Source organism: Streptomyces sp. NPDC002130, from assembly GCF_040296465.1.
Taxonomy (GTDB): domain Bacteria; phylum Actinomycetota; class Actinomycetes; order Streptomycetales; family Streptomycetaceae; genus Streptomyces.
Window position 1 is genome coordinate 1 of sequence record NZ_JBEOXI010000616.1, and the last position, 2,034, is coordinate 2,034.

4 protein-coding genes are annotated in these 2,034 nt (G+C 63.1%); 3 read left to right on the forward strand and 1 reads right to left on the reverse strand.

Translation table 11 applies throughout. From position 1 onward, the window contains the following. The 3 genes from ABT116_RS43540 to ABT116_RS43550 all read left to right on the forward strand — a co-directional run. Nucleotides 1–728: MFS transporter (locus ABT116_RS43540; protein WP_351646318.1), on the forward strand; the 728-nt coding region annotated here is incomplete at its 5' end. Further along, nucleotides 691–867, forward strand: coding sequence for a DUF2255 family protein (locus tag ABT116_RS43545; protein ID WP_351646320.1), 177 nt, complete (start codon nucleotides 691–693; stop codon nucleotides 865–867). The genes ABT116_RS43540 and ABT116_RS43545, both read left to right, overlap by 38 nt. Nucleotides 868–907: 40 nt before the next feature. After that, the gene (locus tag ABT116_RS43550) at nucleotides 908–1,321 is read left to right on the forward strand and encodes a (R)-mandelonitrile lyase (RefSeq protein ID WP_296552662.1); all 414 of its coding nucleotides are present in this window, start codon (nucleotides 908–910) and stop codon (nucleotides 1,319–1,321) included. Nucleotides 1,322–1,334: 13 nt separating this feature from the next. On the opposite strand, the gene lexA is transcribed toward ABT116_RS43550, so the two are convergent. Beyond that, nucleotides 1,335–1,994: a transcriptional repressor LexA gene (lexA, locus tag ABT116_RS43555; protein ID WP_351646323.1), complete on the reverse strand. Its 660-nt coding sequence runs from the start codon at nucleotides 1,992–1,994 to the stop codon at nucleotides 1,335–1,337. Nucleotides 1,995–2,034: the final 40 nt, after the last annotated feature.

Consider the following 2,034-nt stretch of genomic DNA (forward strand, 5'->3'; position numbering starts at 1 on the left):
TCTTCCTCAACGAAGCGAGAGCGGAGCAGCCGATCATGCCACTGCGGTTGTTCCGTAGCCGGGAGCGATCCGGCGCTTATGCCGCCCGAATACTCTATCTGGGTGCCATGATCGGATTCTTCTACTTCACGACTCAGCTACTCCAAGGCGTCATGGGCTTCAGCGCGTTCCAAGCAGGCATCGCGTTCTTCCCGATGACGATCGTCAATTTTGCTGTGGCGATGCTTATTCCGCGACTGACACCGCGATTCGGAAATTCCACAATTCTGTCGGTTGGCATTGCCGTCACCCTAACCGGGATGGCGTGGCTCAGTCTGGTCCATCCCGGCAGCACGTACCTCACGGCGATAGCACTTCCGATGATCTTGATCGGCGCCGGTCAGGGGTTGGCTTTCGCCCCACTGACTTCTGCCGGGATCTCCGGGGTAAAGGCCGAGGATGCCGGTGCCGCATCAGGATTGGTCAACACTGCACACCAACTGGGCAGCGCTCTCGGACTCGGCGTACTCGTCGCGGTCTCGTCAGGAGCCGGATCCTCTGCCGACGACGCTGCAACGGCACTCACCGATCACGTGTCCACGGCTCTCACTGCAGGAACCGCCCTGCTCGCCGCTTGTCTCGTCATCGCCCTCGCACTGATCGTCCCGTCCACGAGAACGCGAAGTCCCACAAAGCAATTCGAACCGAGGAATGGAATTCGAGATGGCGCACTCGTGGACCGAGGCTGAACTGACCAAGATCGGCGGTGCCGAGGAATTGCAGATCTCCTCTAACCGCCGCGACGGCACCGCAAGGCCGTACGTCGCGATTTGGGTCGTCCGTGCCGACAACCAACTGTACGTTCGCTCGGCCTACGGATTCCGCTGACGCAGAACTGAACCGGCCCTTTCGATTCCGAGGAGACCTCATGGAAATCTTGAAGCCCCAGCCCACCAGCAAGGCACCCGGCGACTGGTTCACCGGCGACGTCTGGTGGGACGTCATCTATGCCGGCCAGGAGCCGTCGAGGATGCGCGCCAACATGGTTCGCTTTGCACCGTGTGCGCGAACCGACTGGCATTCCCACTCCCTCGGACAGACCCTTCACATCGTCTCCGGGACCGCGCTGGTTCAAGCTCGCGGCGGCGAGATCGTCGAACTACACCCGGGTGAGACCGTCTATACCCCGGCGGGAGAGGAACACTGGCACGGCGCAGCACCCGACCGTTTCATGAGCCACCTTGCACTGTGGGAAGGACCCGGCGACGGAAGCACCGAAACGACATGGGGCGACAAAGTCACCGATGAGGAATACAACGGTCCCCGCGCCAATCGCCGCTGAGACCGGACACCCCTCAGATACGTCGCATCACGGAAACGACCTTGCCCAGGATGGCCGCGCGATCGCCGTCGATGACGCTGTATGCGGGATTGCGGGGTTCGAGGTACACGTGACCGTCGCGGCGCCGGAGCACCTTCACGGTGGCCTCGCCGTCGATCATCGCGGCGACGATCTCGCCGGAGTGGGCCTCGTCCTGACGGCGCACCACGACGACGTCTCCGTCGCAGATAGCTGCGTCGACCATCGATTCACCACGCACCCGAAGCCCGAATACCGTGCCGGAACCGACGAGCTCGCGAGGAAGCGCCAGCACCTCGTCGGTGTGCTCCTCCGCGAGGATCGGCGCGCCGGCGGCAATGTCACCGACCACCGGAACCGTCACGGTGTTCGACGACGACGGTTCCTTCGCGCCTGCGAGGAACGGCCGCACGTCCAACTGCCGAGCCATGGCTGCTCCCCTACGGAGGAAGCCCTTCTCTTCGAGACTCTTGAGGTGCTTGGACACCGTCGACGTCGAGCGCAGACCAACCGCGTCTCCGATCTGCCGCGTGCTCGGCGTGCACCCGTTGGCAGCCACGAGATCCCGGATGGTCATCAGAATCTGCTGCTGGCGGAGCGGCAGGGAGGAGGCGTCGAGGCCACCGAACATGTCGAGATCGTCGTAATCGGTCACGCTGGTCTTTCTGCCGGCCAAGGACCGTGTCGGTGAGTTC